This window comes from Mycobacterium interjectum (genome assembly GCF_900078675.2).
GTDB classification, from domain to species: Bacteria; Actinomycetota; Actinomycetes; order Mycobacteriales; family Mycobacteriaceae; genus Mycobacterium; species Mycobacterium interjectum.
In genome coordinates this window covers 4,375,442-4,395,874 of record NZ_LT546237.1, presented here as the reverse complement: position 1 = coordinate 4,395,874, position 20,433 = coordinate 4,375,442, and the positions used below count along the sequence as shown (strand labels likewise).

Below are 20,433 nucleotides of genomic sequence, written 5' to 3'. Positions count from 1 at the left end.
TCCTTCGCGGCGAGGTTCATACAGTTACTGCGAGCATTCGAGATCTTATATCGATTATTCGAGAAAATAAACGAGGATCCATTGCGCGCGGTTGTGTTGAGGGACGGCACGTTACAGGTCCGCGAGACGCCGGACCCGACGCCCGGGCCGGGTGAATTGCTGCTGCGGACACTGAGCACCGCGATCTGCGCTTCCGATGTGCACTTCATGGACCACCCCGAACTGGCCGTCGACGACCCGACGGGCCGCTCGCTGTACGACCCGGACCGCGACATCGTGCTCGGCCACGAGTTCGTCGGCGAGGTCATCGGGCACGGCCCCGGCTGCACCGATCAGTTCGCGGTGGGCTCGCGGGTGACGGCCATGCCCGTACGTCTCGTCGACGGCGGCGCCGGCGGCATGCGCATCATCGGGCAGCACCCGGACGCGCAGGGCAGTTTCGGTGAGCTGCTGGTGGTTTCGGAGGTGGCAACCAAACCGGTGCCGGGCGACGTCGCCAGCGACGCGGTGGCGCTCACCGATGCGTTCGCCGTCGGCGAGTTCTACGTGAGGTCGGCGCGCATCCAACCCGGCGAGATCCCGATCGTCATCGGCGCGGGCGCGATCGGTCTTTCCGCCGTCGCCGCCCTGGCCGGCCGCTCCATCGAACCGATCGTGGTGGCCGACTACAAGGCCGACCGCCGTGAGCTGGCGCGCGAATTCGGCGCTCACGTCGCGGTGGATCCTGCCGAGAAGTCGGCGTTCGACGCGTTCCGGGAGGTTCGAGCCGAACGCGGATTGCCCGGGCCGGCGGTGGTTTTCGAGTGTGTCGGCGCCGCGGGGCTCATCCAGTACATCGTCGAGGCCGCCGAGATGTCCACCAGGATCTATTGCGCGGGCGGTTGGTACACCGGTGACACGCTGGACATCACCACCGCCACCCGCCAGGGCGTCACGATCCAATTCGGCGGTGGCCCGCACCCGCAGGACTGGTACGGGACCCTGGACGCCATCGCGGCGGGACGGCTGGACCCGCTGCCCAGCGTGGGCAGCATCATCGGCCTGGACGAAGTCCCCGACGCGCTCGAGCTGGCCCGCAGGTCGGACGGTCCACCGCGCATCGTGGTTCACCCCAACGGAGACGCCGGATGAGCGAACGAGACGACCGCCAAGACATCGCGGACTTTTTGGTGCGCTACGCCACCGGGATCGACCGGCGCGATTGGGCGCTGTTCCGGACCGTGTTCACCGACGATTGCGAGCTGGACTACGGCGTGATCGGCGCGTGGCAGGGCGTCGACGCCGTCACCGATTTCATGGAACAGGTGCACGCGCTGGCGGGCCACACCATGCACCGGCTGAGCAACCTGGCGATCACCCTCGATGGCGACAAGGCCGCGGCGCGCACCTACATCGACGGCCTGATCATGGTGGCCGACAACACATCTGGTGTCAACGCGATCGGCTTCTACGACGACGAGATCGTCCGCACCGAAGACGGCTGGCGCATCGCGCGCCGCCGTTACACCCAGGTTCGACTGACCACCGTTGGGAGCCCTTAGGTGACGTTTGCAACCAAATACGGACCGTGGGCACTCGTCGCGGGCGCGTCCGACGGCCTGGGCGCGGCGTTCGCCACCGGAATCGCCGCGCGAGGCGTCAACGTTGTGCTGTTGTCCCGGCGCCAGTCCGTCCTGGATCACGTTGCGGCGGAGATCAACTCGCAGCACGCGGTCGAAACCCGCACGTTGGCGATCGATCTCGCCGAGGTCGGCGCGGCATCGGCGATCGCCGCGGCAACCGGCGACCTCGAGATCGGCTTCCTGGTGTACTGCGCCGGCGCCGACCCGAACTTCAAGCCCTTCCTTGACAACCCGATCGAGGCCGCCGAAGCGATGGTGCAACGCAACTGCATGGTGCCGATGCAGCTGTGCCACCACTTCGCCGCCCCCATGGTCGAGCGGGGCCGTGGCGGAATCGTCATCTTCGGGTCCGGCGCCGGATTGGCCGGTGGGCCCAACATGGTGGCCTACGGTGCCTCCAAAGCGTTCGACATGGTCTTCGCCGAGGCGCTGTGGGCCGAGCTGCATGACAAGGGAGTCGACGTCCTGGGCCTGATCCTGGGCAAGACCAATACGCCCGCGCTGCGGCAACTCGAACACAGCCGGGGGCAGATCAGCTCGCCCGACGACGTGCCGCCGGGGGCGGCCGCCGTGGCGGATGTCATCGGCGAAGCATTCGAGAACCTGGCCAACGGACCGACCTGGATGGTGGGCGAAGACATGCGCGCCGCGGTGCAGATGATGGGGTCGCTGACCCGTAACCAGATCGTCGAACTGATGAAGCACGCCAGCGCCGCGGCGATGGGTCCCGCGGGCTAACCCGGCGCGCGCCAGGAGATCAGCACCCGGCCGTAGAGCAGCCGCCGTACCTCGGCGCCGGGAAGCAGCGCGCGGGCATGGCCGCGCAACTCTTCCAGGGTCGCGGTCGGCGGCCACTTGATCGGAGCGGTGTGTTCCCATTTGCCCCTGATTCGATTCACGGCGCCGCATGCGACCCAACTCGTCAAGTGCCACAGGTTGTTTCGTACCGACGGCTTGACGAAGGTGACGACGCCCAGCGCCCCGCGGGGACTCACGAGGCCGGCGAGGCGTTCCAATGCCGCGCGAGTGTCCTCGATGTGATGCAGCGCGGCGTTGGACACGACCGCATCGAAACCGGCTCGGGGCAGGTCGGCGGTCATCACGTCGCCGTGCACCCACCGGACCGGCGCCGCGGCAAACCGAGCCTCTGCGCGTCGCAGAACGGGTCCGTCGACGTCCAGCGCAATCACATCCGACACCCGCCGGCTCAGGCGGGCGGCGAGGAACCCATCCCCGCATCCGACGTCGAGAACACGCCGCGCGGCGAGGGGAACCTTGGAATCCAGCAATGCGTCGTAGTGGATGTTGACGTTCCACGGTTCTCCGGCACACGGCACTCGTCCGAAACTAATCGAGCCGCCCGCTCGCGGCGGCCCCGCGACCCCGCTATGCGGCGCCCCAGGTTTGCCAAAGTTTTTGATCAGGACAGCCTAACTTTCCAAATTCGGCGCGCCAGCCAGCAAAGATGGCAATCAGTGCTCAAACCCTTCGCCTGTCCGCCACGTTGCTGGCATCCCGTCTCGCGGGTAGGTTTGAGCGAGCGCGTCAAGCCACGGCCGCGAGTCCAAGCCATCGATGATCGGCACCCCTCTTGAGTTGAAGGATGACGATGCTGGCCACAGACAGACCCGCCGCCACGGTCTCGACGCCGGCACGCGCACGGCGGTTGACCCTGATCCGCTCGGCCGCGATCACTGCGGCGTTCATCGCCCCGGCGGTGGTGGTCAGGACCGCCGGCCTGCACCTGGACCCGGTCGCCGCGCTGCTGACCTACGGGGCCGCCGTGGTCGCGGCCAGCTTCCTGCTGGCGTGGGGCGCCGAAGCGGCGCAGATCGACGTCTCCGGCGGCCTGGCGATAGCGGTCCTCGCCCTCGTGGCGGTGCTGCCCGAGTACGCCGTCGACCTTTATTACGCCTACGTATCCGGCCACAATCCGGAGTACACCCAGTACGCCGCCGCCAACATGACCGGTTCCAACCGGTTGCTGATGGGACTCGGCTGGCCTGTCGTGGTGCTGGTGGGCATCATTGTGGCCCGCAAGGCGGACCCCCGAACCTCCGCCGCGAAGTCGGCTGCCGTGGCGCTCGAGCCCGCCAACCGCGTCGAACTCGGGTTCTTGCTGATCGCCGGCGTGGCGGCGTTCGTGATGCCGGCGACCGGGCAGATCCACCTGGCACTCGGGTTGGCGCTGCTGGCCTGGTTCGGCTTCTACCTTTACAAGATCGGTCACGGCGACGTGGAGGAGCCCGAGCTCATCGGCACCGCCGCCGCGCTCGGGGAGCTCCCCGATCGCGGGCGGCGCATCGCCGTCGTCGGGCTGTTCCTGGCGTCCGGCGCGGTGATTGTGCTCTGCGCCAAGCCGTTCGCGGACAATCTGGTCGCGGCCGGTACGGAGCTGGGCATCGACCGCTTCCTGCTCGTCCAGTGGCTCGCCCCGCTGGCCTCCGAAGCCCCCGAGTTCATCATCGCGGTCATTTTCGCCACGCGCGGCAAAGCCACGGCGGCGATCGCCACACTGATCTCCTCCAAAGTCAACCAGTGGACGCTGCTGATCGGATCGTTGCCCGTCGCGCACATCCTCGGCGGGGGCGGGCCCTCCCTCGTGCTCGATTCGCGCCAGGTCGAGGAGGTGCTGCTGACCGCCACGCAGACGCTGATGGGCGTCGCACTGATCCTCGGGCTGCGTTTCCACCGGGCGTCGGCCGCCGCGCTGCTGGTGTTGTTCGTCGTCCAGTTCCCGATCGTTTCGACGCCGGGACGGCTGGTGCTCTGTGGTGTGTACACCGCGGTGGCCATCGTGGGGCTGATCGTCAACCGCCGCTACCTGGTCAGCACCGTCCGGGCACCGTTCGTCGGGCGGGCGATCCGGCACACGGGTCACCCCCATCACGCCGAAGGCGGTCACGACCTCTAACATCGCGGGGTTGGCAAAACTACGTTTGGAGCAGCGTGGCTCGCGAAGTGTTGACCGTCATCGGCGTGGGCGGCATGGGACAGGCGATCGCCCGACGCCTCGGCGCCGGCAAGACGGTCCTGCTGGCCGACTACAACGAACACACCCTGGCGTCGGTCAGCGAATCGCTGTCCGCGGACGGCCATCACGTCGAAAGCCGTAGCGTCGACGTCGCATCGCCCGAATCGGTGCGCACGCTCGCCGAGCACGCCGCCTCCCTGGGTGCGGTCACACAGATGGCACACACCGCGGGGCTGTCCCCGTCGCAGGCACCGGCCGCGGCGATCCTGGCCGTGGACCTGCTGGGCACCGCGCTGGTGCTGCAGGAATTCGGCGACGTCATCGCGCCGGGCGGCGCGGGCGTCGTCATCGCCAGCATGGCCGGCCACATGCTTCCGCCGCTTCCCGCCGAGCAGGAGCGGGCATTGGCCCACAACCCGCCCGGCGAACTGCTGCAGCTGGATTTCATCAGCGGCGTCACCGACCCGAACTTTGCCTATCCGATCGCCAAGCAGGCCAACCACATCCGCGTGCGCGCCGCCAGCGCGCACTGGGGCCGACGGGGAGCGCGCATCAACTCCATCAGCCCGGGCATCATCTCCACGCCCATGGGACAGCAGGAACTGGCGTCCCCCGTCGGCGAGGGCATGCGCGCGATGGTCGCCATGTCCGCGACCGGCCGCCTGGGAACCCCCGACGACATCGCCGCGGCCACCGCGTTCCTGCTCGGCCCCGACTCCTCCTTCATCACCGGCACCGACTTGCTCGTCGACGGCGGCGTCATCGCGGCCATCAAAGCGGGAAGCCCGGCAGGCTAAACCATGCGCGCATTTTTCGCAGCGCGAATATGCTGACCGAATGCCGCAACGGGTGTTGCGCGATCGCCTGATCGAACTCGAGGTCCCCGGCGAAGATGTGGCGCGCGGTCGGGCGCTGCGAAAGACCGTCCCACGGCGCGCGCTCGCGGAGCTCATCCCCGCCAGCCGATCCGCTGTCGAGATTCTCGTCGCCCAAAATGCGGGCCGGCTAAGCGAACTCGTCCCGCTGCGATTCGCCCGAATGCTCGCCGACCCGTTCTCGTTCTATCGCGGCTCGGCGGCGGTCATGGCCGCCGACCTCGCCGCGAGCCCCTCGAGCGGGATCGAGATCATGTGCTGCGGCGACGCCCACTTGTCGAACTTCGGCCTGTACGCGGCGCCGCACCGGTCAATCGTTTTCGACCTGAACGATTTCGACGAAGCCGCCGTGGCACCCGCGGAGTGGGACGTCAAGCGGCTGGTCACCAGCGCGATCATCGGGGGCCGCCACGCCGGGTATCCCGCCAAGGCGATCCGCCGCTGCGTCGAGCAGGCGCTGGCGGGCTATCAAGCCAGCCTCGAGTCCATGCTCGAGGAGATGAACGTTCTGGACCGCTACTACCTGCGGGTGGAGCCCGAGCGCTACAGCGGGAAGGTGTCCAGGGGCCTCCAGGGCGTGATCGAGAAAACGATATCCCGCGCGCGCACCCGAACGTCGGCGCGAGTCTTCAAGCAAATCACCGAGATTGGCCCGGACGCAACACCACGCTTGAGGGAGGCGCCCCCGCTGCTGCAGCACGTCGACGAGGAGACCGAGGCGCCGTTGCTGGAGGCGGTTCAGGAGTATCTGGCCGCCGTCCCGGCCGACGTGGCGCTGCTGCTGTCGCACTTTCGCATCACGGATGTCGCGCTGCGGGTGGTCGGCGTCGGCAGCGTCGGCACCCGCTGCTACCTGATCATCCTGGTGGGCCCCGACGGCACGCCGCTCATCCTGCAGATCAAGGAGGCCACCCGATCGGTGCTCGACGAATACGGCGGATGGGCTCAGCCGGAAAGCCTCGACGCCGCCGTCGCGGCCCAAGGGCAGGGTGTCCGCGTCATCGATGGCCAGCAGATCCTGCAGGCGATGTCGGACGTGTTCCTCGGGACGACGCGCAAGGACGGCCGCGACTACTACGTCCGTCAGTTCCACGACATGAAGGGCAGCGTCGACATCGAGGGGATGCCGGCCGCCACGTTCGGCGAATACGTCGTCGCCTGCGCGGTGCTGCTGGCGCGGGCGCACTCGCAGAGCGCCAACGCGTCGATCCTGCGTGGGTACGTGGGCACCAACGACACGGTGCACGAGGCGGTCGCCGAATGGTCATACGCGTATGCCGACAAGTCGCTCGACGACTTTCATCGACTGCGCGCGGCGGCCGCGGCCGGCGATATCGAGGTTGCCAAAAATCCTGCCCGATGAGAAGCCCTGCGGCCCTGATCTGTTCGACGTCAGACGGCTGAGAGCATCTCACGCGGGCGTCAGACGCACCGCCAAGCGCGTCGGTCCCCGCAGCAAGCTGTTGGTAGACCAGCGAGGTGAACCGACCACGGATATCCGACTGACCTGGGTTACCAGCTCACGCAGCACCGCCTGGGCCTCCATGCGAGTCAATTGCGCCCCGATGCACAGGTGCGCTCCGAACCCGAAAGTCATGTGCTGGCTGGGATTTCGATCCACCCGGAACGCGTCAGGTTCGTCGAACGCCAGCGGATCCCGATTGGCGGCGCCGATCGACAGCATGATCCGCGCACGCGCTGGAATGGTGGCGTCGCCGACCCGGTAGTCGTTTAGTGCGGTGCGATACACGTTCTGCGCGGGTGACAGATAGCGCAGCAATTCCTCGACCGCCATCGGTACCAGGTCAGGATTGGCGCGCAGCAGGTCATACTGCTCGGGGTGGGCGGCCAGCGTGTCGAACATGCCGCCAAGGAGATTGGTGGTGGTCTCATTCCCGGCCAGCAGCAGCAGCATCGCGAAATAGAACAGCTCGCGGTCGGGCAGGGAGCCGGCCTCGTTCTCGGCCAGCAGCCGGCCCAGGATTGTGTCGGAGCCCTTCAATCCGCCCACCGCGAACTGCCCCGTGAAGTAGCGGTGCATCGCCCAGGAGCCGCGCAACGAGCCGGCGAGCTTGCGGGCACCGCGCGCCGACAGCTCGAGATCGGTGATCTGTACCGAGGCTTCCGACCACCGCCGAAAATCGTCGACGTCGGTGTCCGGAACGCCGAGCAACTGGGCGATCAGCCGCACCGGCATCGGTATCGCGAGTCGCTGCACCACGTCGCAACCCGGGTTGGCCAGGACGTCGCGGACCGTCTGCGCGGCCAGCCGGTCGATGATCGGACGCCAGCTGTCAAGCGCGGACTTGGTGAAGGCCGGCAGCACCTGACGACGCTGCCGGGCGTGCGCGTCTCCGTCGAGCGAGACCAAGATGGGCGTGCGTATCCGGGTCAGCATCGGCCCGTCGGCACTGGACAGGTTGGCGTCGTCGCGAGCGGCGGCCCGGACATCGTCCAACCGGCTCAGGACAAACACCCTGCGCTTCGGGTTGTACTGCACCCGGGGGCCGGCGTGCAATCGGCGGTAGGCCGAGTGTGGTTGGGCCGCCGTCGCCGCGTCGAGCGGGTCGTATGCCGTGATGGCCACGTCGATCGGCGAGCGCCGGCGCCCGCCCGTGGCATTGGCCAACACGGCGCCGGCCAGCGTGCGCGCCGCCGAGCCGGTGAAGCGAACCCCATCAGTGAGCGTCATCGATCACCCGTCCTATACTATTACGTACAGGACCGTAACGTAAATCTCCGTAATCGACAATGGTTACCGCAATGGACATGACGATCGACGAGCTCGCGCGCCGCGTCGATATGACGGCGCGAAACATTCGCGAGTGGCAAACCAACGGCCTGGTACCACCGCCACAACGCCGCGGTCGGATCGGGATTTACAACGACGACCACATCTCACACATTGAACGGATCAAATCGCTTCGCGTGCAGGGCTTTCCGCTCGATGTCATCCGGCGGATCCTGGAACAGTCCGGCGAGTCGGCGCCTGAGATACGTCGGCTGACCGCCGAAGTGCTCAGCCCCGCCAACCCCACCGGATCGATGGAGATGAAACGGGTCGACCTGGCCGAACAGTTCGGCACCGACGCGGAGCGATGCCTGGCGGACTGCGGCCTGATCGACGTCGTGGACGACGAACTCCTCGTCATCACCGACACCAGAACGTTCGATTACGTCGAGAAGCTGATCGCAACCGGCCTGCCGCTGGACAAGGTCGCCGGCGCGCTCGCCCACATGACCGATCACCAGATGGCGAGCATGCAGGCGTTCGTCGACCTCTACCGCGACGAGATCTGGGAGCCGTTCTTGCGCGCCGGGCTTCCCATCGACGACTGGCCCGCGGTCGCCGAAAAGACCCTCGAGTTACGTTCCCTGGGGATCGGTCTCGGCATGCAGGCGTTCCGCAGGGCGGTAGACAACGTGGCCGGCAGGATCGCTACCGAGGAAGCCGCGAAGATCGACGTTCCGAGGACGCCTCGAAAGCGGCGGAGCACCTCTTGAGTGGTGCGACCAGTCTCGTGGCCGCAGGCGCCAGGTGCGGCGGGCGTATTCCAGCTCTGTGTAGGGCCATTGGGTAACGATGCGGCCGGTGGGGGAGCGGAAGTAGCTGTCGCACCGGGTCCAGATGGTGCGCTCGAGATCTGCGGAAAGCCGTTCGTTGTAACGCTTTTCGGCCTCGGGACGTACGTCGACGTACCCACCCCGACGCGCCACTCGGCTCACCGCGCTGCTCACCAGCCGGGCGCCGGCCTCGAGGATGTAGACGATAGAGTTGCCGCCCTGGTTGGTGTTGGGACCGTAGAGCATGAAGAAGTTCGGGAATCCGCTGACCGCGACGCCCAAGTACGCGCTGGGATCGGGTCCCCAGCGCTCGTGCAGGCGCTGTCCGCCGGTCCCGACGACGTCAATGCCCGACAGGTAGCGTGACGTCTCAAATCCGGTGGCCAGCACGATCGCATCCACGTCGACCATTTGGCCGGCGTTGGTGACAACCGCCGTCTCGGTGAGGTGGTCGATGGGGGCGGTGACGAGGTCGACATGGTCTTGCTGCAGAGCCCGGTAGTAGTCGTCACCGAGCAGCACCCGCTTGCAGCGGAATGGGTAGTCCGGCGTCAGCGCCCGCCGAAGCCGCTCGTCGGCCACTGTGCGCTCCAGGAACGACGTGGCGATCTGGGTGCGGGCGGTGACGACGGGGTTGTCGGCGAAGGTCGCGGTGTTGTCGTGCTGGAATTTCCAGATCTGCCAGCGCGTGTGGCGAGTGGCGAGCGGGTTGCGCCGGAATTGCGCCAATTCTGTTGGGCTGTAGGGGCGGTCGTCCTTGGGGACCATCCACGGCGGGGTGCGCTGGAACACCGTCACGCGGTCGGCGATTTTAGCCAGCTCGGGAACGGCTTGCACGCCGCTGGCTCCCGTGCCGATCACCGCCACCTTCTTGCCGGCCAAGTCGATGCTGTGATCCCACTGCGCGGTGTGCATGAGCGCGCCGCCGAAGTCGTTCAGGCCGGCGATATCGGGCAGCTTGAGCGACCCGAACAAACCCACGGCACAGACGACGACGTCGGCGGACACGTTGGCGGTGTGCCCCGAGCGCTCCAGCCGACAGTCCCACTGCCACGTTTCGGCATTCCAGCGGACCGTGTCGACCCTGGTGTTGAGCATCAGGTGGCGGCGCAGATCGAAGTCGTCGGCCACCGACTCCAGGTAAGCCAGGATCTCGGGCTGCCGCGCGTAGGTGCGGCTCCAGCACTTGTTGGGCGCGAACGAAAACGAATACAGGTGGCTCTGGATGTCACAGGCGGCGCCCGGATAGGTGTTGCGCCGCCAGGTGCCCCCGACGCCGTCGTCGGCCTCGACGATTGTCAGGTCGTCGATGCCTGCGCGGCGCAGCGCCACGGCAGTTCCCAGGCCCCCGAACCCGGCTCCGATGATCACCACCTTCGGTGAGGGCCGACGCCGCATCGCGGCCCGGGCTCGGCCGAGCACGTACTTCACGGGCCGCCCCCGCGAATCTCGAGCCCCTCCATCTCCCCGGCAGTCCGCCATGCCGTCAGAATGTCGTCGTATTCGGTGGGCGCGCCGATGAAGAAGCTGCCCTGGCGGGTCTTGGCGTCCGCCTTGCCTTCCCGGTTGTAGTAGCCCGGGGTGCAGGTCTTTGCCCGCTCGGCGGTCGCGGATGAGCGGGCCACCACCATGTCGACCCAGGCGGCTTCGGCGGCGGATGACGCCTCGATCTCGCTGACGCCGCGAGCCAGTGCCCAGGCGATGATCCACGCGGCATGTTCCGCCTGCACGTCCAGCAGGTAGGGGAAGTTCACCGTGAGCCCCGCCTGGGCGATGCTTTCGATGAAGCAATTCGGAAAACCGTTGGCGCACAGTCCCTGAAACGTGCGGACGCCGTCACGCCACCGGTCCGTCAACGTCACGCCGTCGCGGCCGATCAGCTCGAACCCCGTACGCCGGCAATAGTCGGTACCCACCTCGAAACCCGTTGCGAAAATAAGGCAATCGAGTTCGTAGGTCACTCCGTCGACCACGACTCCGTCCTCGGTGATGCGCTCCACCCCGCGGCCCTGGGTGTCGACCAGGGTGACATTGTCGCGGTTGAACGTCTGCAGGTAGTCGTCGTGAAAGCAGGGCCGCTTGCAGAAATATCCGTACCAGGGTTTGAGCGCCTCGGCGGTGGCGGGATCGGCCACGATCTCGTCGACTCGCGCCCGGATCTCCTCCATCTTCGCGAAGTCGGCCAGTTCGATGTTGGGCGCCGGCACACCGTCGCCGTCGTGGCGCATGACCGGGAGCTTCCGGGTGATACTCGTCCACGCGTCGGCCACCAGGTCTTCCTCGGCCTGCCCGCCGGCCGTCAGGACCTGGAAGTTCCGGATGCGTTCACGCTGCCAGCCCGGCCGTAAGGTGTTGGCCCACCGGGCATCCGTCGGTCGATTGGCTCGCACGTCGACGGAGGACGGCGTGCGCTGGAAGACGAATAGGCGCTCTGCCGCCGCGGCGAGGTGCGGGACGCACTGGACGGCCGTCGCGCCCGTGCCGATGATGCCGACGCGCTTTCCGGCCAGGTTTTCCAGCCGTTCGCCGGTGTAGCCGTAATCCCACCGGCTGGTGTGGAAGGCCTTGCCGCGGAAGCTACCGAGACCCTCGATCCCGGGCAGCTTGGGCTTGGCCTGATAACCGTTGGCCATGGAGACGAACTTGGCCCGCATCTCGTCGCCGTGGTTCGTCCGGATTACCCAGCGGGAAGTTCCCGAATCCCAACGTATCTCGTGCACATCGGTCCGCAGGCAGGCGTCGCGGTAGAGGTCGTAGCGCTCGGCGATGCGCTGGCAGTGCGCAAAGATCTCCGAGCCCCTGGCGTACTTGTCCGAGGGAAGGTAGCCAAGCTCCTCCAGCAGCGGCATGTACACGTAGGACTCGACATCGCAGGCGATCCCCGGATACCGGTTCCAGTACCAGGTGCCGCCCACGTCGGCCGCTCGGTCGATCAACCGCACGCTGTCGACGCCGTGCTCCCGCAGCCGCGCGCCCGTCAACAGCCCGCCGAAACCGGCGCCGATGACCGCGACGTCCACCTCATCGGTGAGCGGCTCACGGGTGAACGTTCCATCCACCCATGGGTCTTCGGCGAATCGGGCGAAGGCGCCCGCCGTCTCCACGTATTGCGCGATCCCGTCCGGGCGCAGTCGCCGCGCCCGCTCCTCGGCGTAGCGCCGCCGCAGCGCGTCGACGTCGAACGTCACGCCAACGGTCTCGGTCAAGGCATCGACTTCCTCATCGTGACCCCGACTATATAATCAATCAATTGATCATATCAATGGCGCGGCCATCGGCGATCGCGGCGCCGAGCCTGCGTCCAGCGCGCGAATTTGGTTCAAAACGCGCTCCGGGTGCAGTCTCGGCAGTCCGGCTCCTATGAACTCCGCCCGCTCGGGCCCAGCAGCGTTCCCCTGATCAGCTTCTTCGCCGAGCGCAGGGCCGCCTGGTATTCCTCGGGAGGCAGCGACGCCCCCAGCTCGGTGAGGCCGTAGATCAACGAATAGACCGCCTCTGAGGCGCCCTCCGGGGCGCCCTCCGACGCGTCCTCCAAGATGCCGTCGATGATGTCGCGAAACGCCGTAAACCCGCCGTTGCCAGCCTGTTCGGAGTCGAGCGCAACCGCGTTTTCGGCCCGGATCGCAAACTCGAAGGCCGCGAGGTCCGGGAACTCCCGCATCAACTGGCCCGATTCGTCGAGCAACGCTTCGATCCGGTCGATGGCGTCCCCGGGACCGGCGGCGGCCCGGCGCAGCCGTGGCAGTGCGACATCGGTTCTGGCCGCGATGGCCGCCTTGATCAACTCCGACTTGTTGGGAAAATAGTTGTACAGGCTGGCGCTGGTCACCCCCGCGGTGCGGGCGATCTCGCGGATGGTCGCCTTCGAGTAGCCCACCGTCGCCACGCAGCGCATGGTGGCGACGATGATCCGGCGGCGGGTCTCCTCCCCGCTGGCACCGACCGGGCGACCCAGCTGCGCCCCCGTCACCATGTCCTCATTCCTGCGCCCTGTCGCTCGGCACCGTCGAATATAATCGTTCGATCGATTATCACTCGGCTTCGGCGCGGAGGTGCGCGGTGAGCGACCGCAGCACCGCCGCGTCACCCCTCGGCCGCCCGGTGGGCGCCAGCGGCGAACAGACGCGGGCCCGAATCATCGCCGCGGCCATGCGGTGCGTGGCCGAAGTGGGCTACTCGAAGGCGACGATTCGCGAGATCGCCAAGGCCGCCGAGATGACCAGCGGCAGCCTCTATCACTATTTTCCGAACAAGTCAGCGTTGCTCGCGGCGACTGCTCAAGACATCGACGAGATAGCAGCCGCCCGGCTGCGGGCCGCGGCCGGGCTTCCCGGCGACGTCGTCGATCGCTTCGAGGCGGTGCTGGACGAGATGCACCGGTTGCTGCGCGAGTACCCGCATCTGGCCGCGTTCGATCGGGCGATGGGGGCCGAAGCTGCCGCCCACCCACGTCGCGGCGGGGTGCGCGGCCCGGGCTTAAAAGCGTTGCGCGACATCATCGATGCGATCCTCGACGAGGCCCGGACGAGGAGAGCACTGCCACCGGCCACCGATCCCGGCGCCGCGGGCCACGCGATCTATGCGCTGGCCCGCGGTCTGATGGAGCGCGCGGCCCAACTGACACCGGACGCCTATTCGGTCACGCTGGATTCGGCCAAGGAACTGATCAGGGGAACGCTTTTCGCGCCGCGAGCGAGTCGCCGAGAGTCCAGAGCGCAACGCCGATCAAAACCAGGTCCTTGAGCAGGAATTGGCCCGGCATCCCCGATAACACGGGCAGGCCGGCGGCGTGCATCGAGACCACGCCCGGCGTGGTGAACAAGAAGCTCAGCGTTCCCATGAAGAGCACCACCGCCAGCGCGCTGCCGATCGCCGATACGCGAGGCCATAGCGGACGCAGCGCAATGAGAAGCCCCGCAACGATTTCCATGGTTCCCAGCGCGCGCGCCACCTCGGTGACGCTGAGCACGTGGTAAATCCAGCTCATCAGCGGGCTGTGCTCGATGAGCACCCGGGACTCCATCTTCACGTATTTGCCGAACCCGATCCAGGCCAGGACGACCACCAGTGCGTAACGGCTGATCAGTTGGCCCGATCGGGTGAGCCACGGCGCGAGACGAGGTGGTGTCATCGGCGGAGGGTCCTTCCTGCGGTGGGGCGGCGACGGCATGTCACGCCGCACGGATCCACGATCCACACCACGATTGGGTTCAGCCACCCAATCGCTGGACCGCTGCGACCCGACCGACTACTGCGCCGCGTAGCGATCGCGCAGCTTGGTCAGCGTCGCCTCGATGCCCGTGGCATTGCCCCTCCGATAACCCATTCGTTCGTAGTACTTCAGCACGTTCTTGACCGCACCGGCCCGGCTGTAGTCGAACGTCTCGGTGACCCGCGTCCGGGTCGGTGACAGCGACTCGAACTGCCACCGCCATCGGTGCCCGATCGGATGGCGCCATTCGACCAATTCGTTCGGTTTGAGGGCGGTCACGGTGCTGGTGATGCGGTAGGGCACGCCGTACATCTTCATGTGCGTCGAAAACTTCGAACCGACAACCAGTTCCGCCGGAACTTTGATGTTGTCACCGACGGTGCCCGACCCGTCCAATTCGTGGTGGCGCCGGGGATCGGCGGCGATCGCGTACAACTCCGCGGCCGGCGCGTCCACTTCAACCGACCGACTTACCTGCCGGGGCCCCGCGTCGACGACGTTGACGGCCATGACGGTCTCCTTCCGGGCGTCCGGTAGCGCCAAGTCGACGCTACGCTTCGCCGAGTTGAACTTTTACAACACTGTTCGAACAACGACGTTGCGCATGGAGGGGTTCGGTGAGCCAGTCGATTTCGGGAAGGGTGGCGCTGATTACCGGCGCCGCGCGGGGACAGGGACGGTCGCACGCGGTACGGCTCAGCGCCGAGGGCGCCGACATCGTCGCGGTCGACATCGCGGGACCGCTGCCGCCCAGCGTTCCCTACGATTCGCCGACCCCCGACGACCTCGCCGAGACCGCGCGACTGGTCAGAGCCAACGGCAAGAAGGTCATCGCGTCGGCGGTCGACATCCGCGACCTCGACGCGCTGAAAACCGCCGTCGATGCGGCCGTCGGCGAGTTGGGCCGTCTGGACATCATCGTCGCCAACGCGGGCATCTGCAGTCCCGCGCCCTGGGACCAAATCACCGCGCAAGCGTTCCGCGACACCATCGACACGAACGTGATCGGCACCTGGAACACCGTGATGGCCGGCGCTCATCACATCATCGACGGCGGCCGGGGCGGCTCCATCATCCTCATCGGGTCCGCCGCCGGCATCAACATGCAGTCGTTCATGATCCACTACACGGCCAGCAAACATGCCGTGGTCGGGATGGCGCGCGCATTCGCCGCCGAACTCGGCCGGTACAACATCCGCGTCAACAGTTTGAACCCGGGAGCGGTCTCGACCCCGATGGGCACCGGTCGCATGCGCGGCGCCCTTCGATCGGCCGCCGATTCCTACCCCCACCTGAGGGGCCTGCACAAACCGCTGTTGCCCGACGGCAACGCCGAGCCCGAAGACATCTCCGATGCGGTCGCCTGGCTGGCGTCGGACCAATCCAGGCTGGTGACCGCCAGCCAGATCTCCGTCGACAGCGGCGTCGGCTACGTCTGAGCGCCGGCCCGGAGCTGCCCTCGAACGCCGGCCGGGCAGAATGGTGCTGCCCGCGTTCACCCCACCGACCCGGGAATACCCGAGGAACGGAAAGACGTTGGGTTCAGATGTACCCCCTGGGGGTATTAGCGGAAGGGAGCGGCATGGCGACCAGCGAGTACCGGGTGACCGGGATGACCTGCGGGCACTGCGAGGCCGCCGTCCGCGCCGAGGTCTCCCAGATCCCGGGCGTCGACGGCGTGGAAGTCAACGCCCGCACCGGCCGGCTCGTGGTGGCCAGTTCCATTCCCGTCGACGCGAACGCAGTGCTGGGCGCCGTCGACGAAGCCGGCTACCAGGCGGTCCTGGTCGCGTGAAGGCCGGGCCGCCGACCGCGGTGACCAACGTCGAGCTGGAAATCGCGGGGATGACCTGCGCGTCGTGCGCGATGCGCATCGAGAAGAAACTCAACAAGCTCGACGGGGTCGGCGCCCAGGTCAATTACGCGACCGAAACGGCCGCCGTGACCGTCCCGGCCGGATACGACGCGCAGGCGCTGATCGCCGAAGTCGAGAAGGCCGGCTACACCGCGGCAGTGCCGCGGCGGGAATCCACGCCCGAGACGCCAGAGACCATCGAACTCGCGGCCCTGCGCGCCCGGCTGATTGCTGCGATCGTGCTCGCCGTCCCGGTGATCGCGATGGCGATGATCCCGGCGCTGCAATTCCGCCACTGGCAATGGGCGTCGCTGGCCCTGGCCACACCGGTGATCGGGTGGGCGGGCCGCCCTTTCCACACCGCGGCATGGGCGAACCTCAAACACGGCGCCGCGACCATGGACACGCTGGTCTCGGTGGGGACGCTGTCGGCGTTCCTCTGGTCGCTGTATGCCCTGTTTTTCGGGACGGCCGGCCGGGCGGGCATGCGCCACGGCTTCGAACTGACCGCCGCGCGCGGCGACGGCGCGACCAACATCTACTTCGAGGTTGCCGCGGGAGTGACCCTGTTCGTGCTGGCGGGCCGCTACTTCGAGAAACGCTCGAAGCGGCGCGCGGGCGCCGCATTGCGCGCCCTGCTTCAGCTCGGCGCGAAGGACGTCGCGGTGCTGCGGGGCGGCACCGAAACGCGCGTGCCCGTCGATCAGCTGGAGATCGGCGACGAGTTCGTGGTGCGTCCGGGGGAAAAGATCGCCACCGACGGGACCGTCGTCTCGGGATCCTCGGCGGTGGACGCCTCGATGCTCACCGGTGAGTCCGTGCCCGTCGAGGTCGGTCAGGGCGACCCCGTAACCGGCGCCACGGTGAACGCCGGCGGCCGACTGGTCGTGCGCGTCACCCGCGTCGGCGAGCACACCCAGCTGGCGCAGATGGCCAGGCTCGTCGAGGCCGCGCAGTCCGGCCGGGCCCCGGTGCAACGGCTCGCCGACCGCATCGCCGGCGTGTTCGTGCCGGTCGTGATCGTGATCGCCGCGGCCACGCTCGCGATGTGGCTCGCGGCCGGCGCCCCTATCACCGCGGCGCTGACGGCCGCGGTAGCGGTGCTGATCATCGCGTGTCCGTGCGCGCTGGGCCTGGCGACGCCGACCGCTTTGTTGGTCGGCGGCGGTCGGGCGGCCCAGCTCGGCGTGCTCATCAAGGGACCCGAGGTCCTGGAGTCGACCCGCAAGCTCGACACGATCGTCCTCGACAAGACCGGCACCGTCACCACCGGCAAGATGACCCTCGTCGACGTGATCACCGGCCCGCACGCCGACCGCGAAACGCTGCTGCGCTATGCCGGGGCCGTGGAGGACGCCTCCGAGCATCCCGTCGCGCAGGCGATCGCCAGGGCCGCCGCGGCGGAATTGGGCGCCCTGCCCGCGGCCCGGGATTTCGCAAACGTCGGAGGCCAAGGCGTGCACGGGGTGGTCGACGGGCGCTCCGTCGCCGTCGGGCGGGAGAGCCTGCTGGCCGATCGGGGCCAGCACCTCGACGCGAATTTGTTGGCGGCCAAAACCCGCGCCGAGCGCGACGGCAAGACCGCCGTCGCCGTCGGGTGGGACGGTCGCGCGCGCGGGATTCTGGTGGTGGCCGACGCCGTCAAACCCACCAGCGCCGAGGCGATCCGGCAGTTCGAAGGCCTGGGGTTGACGCCGGTGCTGCTGACCGGTGACAACAAGACCGTCGCCCGGCGCATCGCCGACGAGGTCGGCATCACGCAGCTCATCGCCGAGGTGCTGCCGGCCGACAAGGTCGCCGCCGTCAAGCGTCTGCAAGCCGCGGGCCGGGTCGTCGCCATGGTCGGCGACGGCGTCAACGACGCCGCGGCCCTGGCATCGGCCGATCTGGGGCTCGCGATGGGGACGGGCACCGACGCGGCGATCGAAGCCGCCGACCTGACCCTGGTGCGCGGCGATCTGCGCGCCGCGGTGGACGCGATCCGGCTCTCCCGGCGGACGCTGCGCACGATCAAGACGAACCTGTTCTGGGCCTTCGGCTACAACGTCGCCGCCATCCCGTTGGCCGCCCTCGGCCTGCTCAACCCGATGCTGGCGGGCGCCGCGATGGCGCTTTCCAGCGTGTTCGTCGTGGGCAACAGCCTGCGGCTGCGCTCCTTTGCAAGCACGACGCGTGACGAACCTGTGGGATAGTTAGTCGGGCCCGCCGCGTTCCCCAAGCCACGGCCGGCGGGTCATTCGCAGAACGATCGGATTGAGCGAAGGTCACGACCGTTGCCCCATTTCGTCGAACAGTGGTCCCTGCTGCACGGCTGGCTGCCGGTGGCGGTGCAAGGCCTGGCGCTGCTTGCGATCCTCGGCGCGATCGGGTGGCGAAGCCGGCGGTGGCGCGGGTGGCGGCTCCTGGTGGCGCTGGGGACGGCCGCGGCGGTCACCGCGCTGTCGTATTGGTACATCACGTCGATCGGCGTGGCCGGGGACCCGGCCCCGGTGTCGCTGTGGCTCTGGATAGCGCTGAGCGGGCTCGCGGCCGCGGTGCTGCTGCTGGGATGGCCGGGCGCCCGCTGGTGGCGTCGCTGCCTGGCGGTGGTTTCGGTGCCGCTGTGCGCGCTGTGCGCGGCCCTGGCCCTCAACGGCTGGGTGGGCTATTTCCCGACCGTGGCGGCCGCATGGGATCAGCTGACGTCGCAGCCCCTGCCCGATCAGATCGATCGGCTGCGGGTGACCGCGATGCAGCTCGAGGGCACCAAACCGATCAAGGGCGTGGTGGTGCCCGTGACGATCAGCGCCGACGCGTCGCACTTCCCCCACCGCCAGGAGCTGGTGTATCTGCCCCCGGCCTGGTTCAACAGCAACCCGCCGCCCCGGCTCCCGACGGTCATGATGATCAGCTCCGCGTTCAACACCCCCGCCGACTGGCTGCGCCCCGGGGGCGCCTTCACCGCGATCGACGACTTCGCGGCCGGCCATCACGGGTTCGCCCCGGTGCTGGTGTTCGTCGATCCCACTGGTTCGTTCGACAACGACACCGAGTGCGTCAACGGCAGCCGCGGCAACGCCGCCGATCACCTGACGAAGGATGTCGTGCCATTCGTGGTGTCGAACTTCGGCGTCAGCGCCGACCGGGCCAATTGGGGCGTCGCCGGCTGGTCGATGGGCGGCACCTGCGCCGTCGACCTGGCCGTCATGCATCCCGAGCTGTTCAGCGCCTTCGTCGACATCGCCGGCGACCGCAGCCCCAGCATCGGCACGAAGGACCAGACCGTCGCCCGGTTGTTCGGGGGCAACGTCGACGCCTGGGCGGCGTTCGACCCGGCCACCGTCATCGCCCGCCACGGCCGCTACACCGGGCTGTCGGGATGGTTCGACGTGCCCGCGGCGTCCGGCCCGCGCACCGTCGCCCAGGAAGCCAATCCCGACCTCGCCGTTCCCAGCGCCGACCCGGTCGCCAACCCGGAGGGCCAGGATGCCGCGGCCAATTCGCTGTGCACCGTCGCGACGGCCAACGGGATCAGCTGCGCGGTGGTCACCCAACCCGGCAGGCATGACTGGCCGTTCGCCGCCCAGGCGTTCGCCGCGTCGCTGCCGTGGCTGGCGGGGACGCTGGGCACCCCGGGCGTCGAGCCCGTCCNCACGATCAAGACGAACCTGTTCTGGGCCTTCGGCTACAACGTCGCCGCCATCCCGTTGGCCGCCCTCGGCCTGCTCAACCCGATGCTGGCGGGCGCCGCGATGGCGCTTTCCAGCGTGTTCGTCGTGGGCAACAGCCTGCGGCTGCGCTCCTTTGCAAGCACGACGCGTGACGAACCTGTGGGATAGTTAGTCGGGCCCGCCGCGTTCCCCAAGCCACGGCCGGCGGGTCATTCGCAGAACGATCGGATTGAGCGAAGGTCACGACCGTTGCCCCATTTCGTCGAACAGTGGTCCCTGCTGCACGGCTGGCTGCCGGTGGCGGTGCAAGGCCTGGCGCTGCTTGCGATCCTCGGCGCGATCGGGTGGCGAAGCCGGCGGTGGCGCGGGTGGCGGCTCCTGGTGGCGCTGGGGACGGCCGCGGCGGTCACCGCGCTGTCGTATTGGTACATCACGTCGATCGGCGTGGCCGGGGACCCGGCCCCGGTGTCGCTGTGGCTCTGGATAGCGCTGAGCGGGCTCGCGGCCGCGGTGCTGCTGCTGGGATGGCCGGGCGCCCGCTGGTGGCGTCGCTGCCTGGCGGTGGTTTCGGTGCCGCTGTGCGCGCTGTGCGCGGCCCTGGCCCTCAACGGCTGGGTGGGCTATTTCCCGACCGTGGCGGCCGCATGGGATCAGCTGACGTCGCAGCCCCTGCCCGATCAG

At 68.1% G+C, this 20,433-nt stretch carries 17 protein-coding genes and 3 pseudogenes; 13 read left to right on the top strand and 7 right to left on the bottom strand.

Annotated elements, in window-relative coordinates:
- Window positions 1-81: 81 nt before the first annotated feature.
- The 3 genes from BN4348_RS55800 to BN4348_RS55790 are packed head-to-tail and all read left to right on the top strand — an operon-like array spanning window position 82 to window position 2,360.
- A complete protein-coding gene (locus BN4348_RS55800; RefSeq protein ID WP_066917235.1) occupies window positions 82-1,131 on the top strand; it encodes a zinc-binding dehydrogenase in 1,050 nt (349 codons plus the stop codon).
- Window positions 1,128-1,541, top strand: a complete 414-nt coding sequence (locus BN4348_RS55795; RefSeq protein WP_066917234.1) for a nuclear transport factor 2 family protein — start codon at window positions 1,128-1,130, stop codon at window positions 1,539-1,541. Before BN4348_RS55800 ends, BN4348_RS55795 begins: the two co-directional genes overlap by 4 nt.
- Window positions 1,542-2,360: an SDR family NAD(P)-dependent oxidoreductase gene (locus BN4348_RS55790; protein ID WP_066917233.1), complete on the top strand. Its 819-nt coding sequence runs from the start codon at window positions 1,542-1,544 to the stop codon at window positions 2,358-2,360. It abuts the gene before it with no gap.
- On the opposite strand, the gene BN4348_RS55785 is transcribed toward BN4348_RS55790, so the two are convergent.
- Window positions 2,357-2,959 (bottom strand): class I SAM-dependent methyltransferase, encoded by a 603-nt coding sequence (locus BN4348_RS55785; protein WP_066917232.1) that lies wholly within the window; start codon window positions 2,957-2,959, stop codon window positions 2,357-2,359. The genes BN4348_RS55790 and BN4348_RS55785 overlap by 4 nt on opposite strands.
- A gap of 266 nt (window positions 2,960-3,225) precedes the next feature.
- Here BN4348_RS55785 and BN4348_RS55780 point away from each other — a divergent pair, with 266 nt between their 5' ends.
- From BN4348_RS55780 to BN4348_RS55770, 3 genes are read left to right on the top strand one after another with little or no spacing between them, the layout of a single operon-like run.
- Window positions 3,226-4,536 carry a sodium/calcium exchanger protein gene (locus BN4348_RS55780; RefSeq protein ID WP_084454645.1) on the top strand — a complete coding sequence of 437 codons (1,311 nt, stop codon included), beginning with the start codon at window positions 3,226-3,228 and terminating at the stop codon, window positions 4,534-4,536.
- 35 nt (window positions 4,537-4,571) lie between these two features.
- A complete protein-coding gene (locus BN4348_RS55775) occupies window positions 4,572-5,393 on the top strand; it encodes an SDR family oxidoreductase (protein ID WP_066917231.1) in 822 nt (273 codons plus the stop codon).
- 40 nt (window positions 5,394-5,433) lie between these two features.
- Window positions 5,434-6,834 (top strand): DUF2252 domain-containing protein, encoded by a 1,401-nt coding sequence (locus BN4348_RS55770; RefSeq protein ID WP_066917230.1) that lies wholly within the window; start codon window positions 5,434-5,436, stop codon window positions 6,832-6,834.
- Between the two features lie 48 nt (window positions 6,835-6,882).
- On the opposite strand, the gene BN4348_RS55765 is transcribed toward BN4348_RS55770, so the two are convergent.
- Entirely contained in the window at window positions 6,883-8,163 is a 1,281-nt protein-coding gene (locus tag BN4348_RS55765) for a cytochrome P450 (RefSeq protein WP_084454643.1), read from the bottom strand.
- A gap of 59 nt (window positions 8,164-8,222) precedes the next feature.
- Here BN4348_RS55765 and BN4348_RS62265 point away from each other — a divergent pair.
- Window positions 8,223-8,432: pseudogene (locus tag BN4348_RS62265) on the top strand (MerR family transcriptional regulator); the annotation flags it as partial.
- 405 nt (window positions 8,433-8,837) lie between these two features.
- Here BN4348_RS62265 and BN4348_RS55755 read toward each other — a convergent pair.
- The 3 genes from BN4348_RS55755 to BN4348_RS55745 all read right to left on the bottom strand — a co-directional run bounded on the left by BN4348_RS55755 (window position 8,838) and on the right by BN4348_RS55745 (window position 13,005).
- Window positions 8,838-10,433: a flavin-containing monooxygenase gene (locus tag BN4348_RS55755; protein ID WP_096866331.1), complete on the bottom strand. Its 1,596-nt coding sequence runs from the start codon at window positions 10,431-10,433 to the stop codon at window positions 8,838-8,840.
- Between the two features lie 29 nt (window positions 10,434-10,462).
- Window positions 10,463-12,241 carry a flavin-containing monooxygenase gene (locus tag BN4348_RS55750; RefSeq protein WP_066917228.1) on the bottom strand — a complete coding sequence of 593 codons (1,779 nt, stop codon included), beginning with the start codon at window positions 12,239-12,241 and terminating at the stop codon, window positions 10,463-10,465.
- 152 nt (window positions 12,242-12,393) lie between these two features.
- Window positions 12,394-13,005, bottom strand: coding sequence for a TetR/AcrR family transcriptional regulator (locus BN4348_RS55745; RefSeq protein WP_066917252.1), 612 nt, complete (start codon window positions 13,003-13,005; stop codon window positions 12,394-12,396).
- 89 nt (window positions 13,006-13,094) lie between these two features.
- Here BN4348_RS55745 and BN4348_RS55740 point away from each other — a divergent pair, with 89 nt between their 5' ends.
- Window positions 13,095-13,778 (top strand): TetR/AcrR family transcriptional regulator, encoded by a 684-nt coding sequence (locus BN4348_RS55740; protein ID WP_066917227.1) that lies wholly within the window; start codon window positions 13,095-13,097, stop codon window positions 13,776-13,778.
- Here the strand turns inward: BN4348_RS55740 and BN4348_RS55735 are convergent.
- Together BN4348_RS55735 and BN4348_RS55730 are read right to left on the bottom strand one after the other, a co-directional pair.
- Complete coding sequence (locus tag BN4348_RS55735) at window positions 13,702-14,166, bottom strand: DUF417 family protein (RefSeq protein ID WP_066917226.1); 465 nt, start codon at window positions 14,164-14,166, stop codon at window positions 13,702-13,704. The two genes, BN4348_RS55740 and BN4348_RS55735, sit on opposite strands and share 77 nt — an antisense overlap.
- A gap of 117 nt (window positions 14,167-14,283) precedes the next feature.
- Window positions 14,284-14,757, bottom strand: coding sequence for an SRPBCC family protein (locus BN4348_RS55730; RefSeq protein ID WP_066917225.1), 474 nt, complete (start codon window positions 14,755-14,757; stop codon window positions 14,284-14,286).
- A 107-nt stretch (window positions 14,758-14,864) separates the two neighbouring features.
- On the opposite strand from BN4348_RS55730, the gene BN4348_RS55725 reads away from it, so the two are divergent.
- The 5 genes and pseudogenes from BN4348_RS55725 to BN4348_RS55705 form a co-directional block, all read left to right on the top strand.
- Entirely contained in the window at window positions 14,865-15,686 is an 822-nt protein-coding gene (locus BN4348_RS55725; protein ID WP_066917224.1) for a mycofactocin-coupled SDR family oxidoreductase, read from the top strand.
- A 143-nt stretch (window positions 15,687-15,829) separates the two neighbouring features.
- Window positions 15,830-16,042 (top strand): heavy-metal-associated domain-containing protein, encoded by a 213-nt coding sequence (locus BN4348_RS55720; RefSeq protein WP_066917223.1) that lies wholly within the window; start codon window positions 15,830-15,832, stop codon window positions 16,040-16,042.
- Window positions 16,039-18,294: a heavy metal translocating P-type ATPase gene (locus BN4348_RS55715; RefSeq protein ID WP_328589052.1), complete on the top strand. Its 2,256-nt coding sequence runs from the start codon at window positions 16,039-16,041 to the stop codon at window positions 18,292-18,294. Before BN4348_RS55720 ends, BN4348_RS55715 begins: the two co-directional genes overlap by 4 nt.
- An 81-nt stretch (window positions 18,295-18,375) precedes the next feature.
- A pseudogene (locus tag BN4348_RS55710) lies at window positions 18,376-19,731 on the top strand (alpha/beta hydrolase); the annotation flags it as partial.
- A gap of 270 nt (window positions 19,732-20,001) precedes the next feature.
- Window positions 20,002-20,433 (top strand): annotated as a pseudogene (locus BN4348_RS55705) (esterase family protein); the annotation flags it as partial.